Below are 1,721 nucleotides of genomic sequence, written 5' to 3'. Positions count from 1 at the left end.
GACGACCCGCCCGCCGTCGGCAACCAGCACCTCGGCGGTGGTGGAGCGCGGGTGGCGGAGGCGGTCGCGGCGCCTGCGGGCGAGCGCGCCCAGCTGGTCCGGGGTGAGGCGGTCTCCGGTGCGGCGCGGTGACCGGACCTGGCGGGGGCGGGGCCCACCGCTCGACGGCGTCGCACAGCGCCCCGAGGCCCCGGCGGAATCCTCGATGTCGGTCTCCCATTCGTCAGCCACACCCGAGAAGATCACCGAGACGTTCCGGGGATGCGAGGGGGACCGCCGTGGCCGACCGCCACCTGATCGACGTGCACCTGCTCCTGCTGCGCCCAGGCCCTGGTCCGGGTCCGGGCCCCGACGCCGGTTCGGAGGTGCTGCTGTCCCTGCGCCGCGATCCCGCGCACCCGCGGTTCGACGGCCGCTGGCACCTGCCGTCCGGCAAGCTCGACGCGGGCGAGTCGGCCCTGGCCGCCGCCGCCCGCGAGGCGCACGAGGAGCTGGGCGTGGTGATCGCCGAGGCGGACCTGCGGCTCGTGCACACCGCCCACGCCACCGCGACCGGTGTGGAGCCCCGGCTGGGGTTGTTCTTCGCGGTCACGGCCTGGGGTGGCGAGCCGGTCAACGCGGAGCCGGACAAGTGCGCCGAGCTGCGCTGGTTCGGGCTCGACGCGCTGCCCGACGACCTGATCGAGTACTCCCTGCTGGGCCTGGACGGTCACCGCACCGCCACGCCCTTCAGCGTGTACGGGTGGTGACCACCCGACTGGCGGTCACCCGTTGCCGGGGCGGCGGGCACGGGGTGTGTGAACATCGGAACGGGCGGTGCTCGTGGGCGGGAGGGGCGACGTGGGCGAGGAGCGGGACCGGGGGGCGCCGTGGGAGGGGTTGCGCGGCGTCGAGCTGCACGAGGCCTGCCTGGTCGCGGCGCGCGGGGGTGACCACCGGGGGCTGGACGTGCTCATCGCCGAGCTGACGCCGCTGGTCTGGCACGTGGCGCGCGGGCACGGGCTCGACCGGGTGACGGCGGCCGACGTGGTGCAGGCGGTGTGGTTGGCGCTGCGGCGCAACCTGGAGCGCGTCGCGCAGGCGCGGGCGCTGGCCGGGTGGCTGGTGGTGGCCACGCGGCGGGAGGCGCGGCGGGTGGAGGCGCGGGGCGTGGCGGAACTGCTCGACGCCGAGCTCCAGGCGGGCGCGCCGGGGCGGGACCGGCGGCTGTGGCGGGCGTTCCGGGGGCTGCCCCGGCAGTGCCAGGAGCTGCTGAGGCTGACCGCGCTGGCCGCGCGGACCGACTACCGGGGCCTCGCGGAGGCGCTGTCCTCGCCGCGCGGCGGGCCGACCAGGGGCGGGTGCCTGAAGGCGCTGCGGGACGGGCTCGACGCCGAGGAGAACGCCGAACTGGGCATCGGCGGTCCGGAGGACGTCGAGCTGGAGGGCGCGGGCCTGGCCGACGGCGGGTTGGGGAGCACCGGGCTGGCGGACATCGGGCTGGAGAGCGGTGGGCCGGAGACCGGTGGACCGGGCGGCGGCGGGCCGGAGAGCAGCGGAGCTGGCGGCGGCGGGCCGGAAACAGGTGAACCGGGCGGCGGTCTGGAAACCGGCGGACCAGGCGCTGGCGGCCTGGGCTCTGGCGGCCCGGAGGCCAGCAGGCCAGGTACCGGCGACCTGGAGACCGGCGGCCTGGGCGTTGGCGGCTCGGGAAGCCGCGGGCCCGACGTCGGCGGTGGCGG

Annotated in this window: 1 protein-coding gene and 1 pseudogene; both read left to right on the top strand. The window is 77.5% G+C overall.

Annotated elements, in window-relative coordinates; all coding sequences use genetic code 11:
* Positions 1 to 278 precede the first annotated feature (278 nt).
* Positions 279 to 749 carry an NUDIX domain-containing protein gene (locus tag ACTUAL_RS21535; protein WP_096492726.1) on the top strand — a complete coding sequence of 157 codons (471 nt, stop codon included), beginning with the start codon at positions 279 to 281 and terminating at the stop codon, positions 747 to 749.
* A 91-nt stretch (positions 750 to 840) separates the two neighbouring features.
* Positions 841 to 1,377: pseudogene (locus ACTUAL_RS21530) on the top strand (RNA polymerase sigma factor); the annotation flags it as partial.
* Positions 1,378 to 1,721: the final 344 nt, after the last annotated feature.

This window comes from Actinosynnema sp., assembly GCF_052038725.1.
This window is presented reverse-complemented; position numbering and strand designations above follow the sequence as displayed.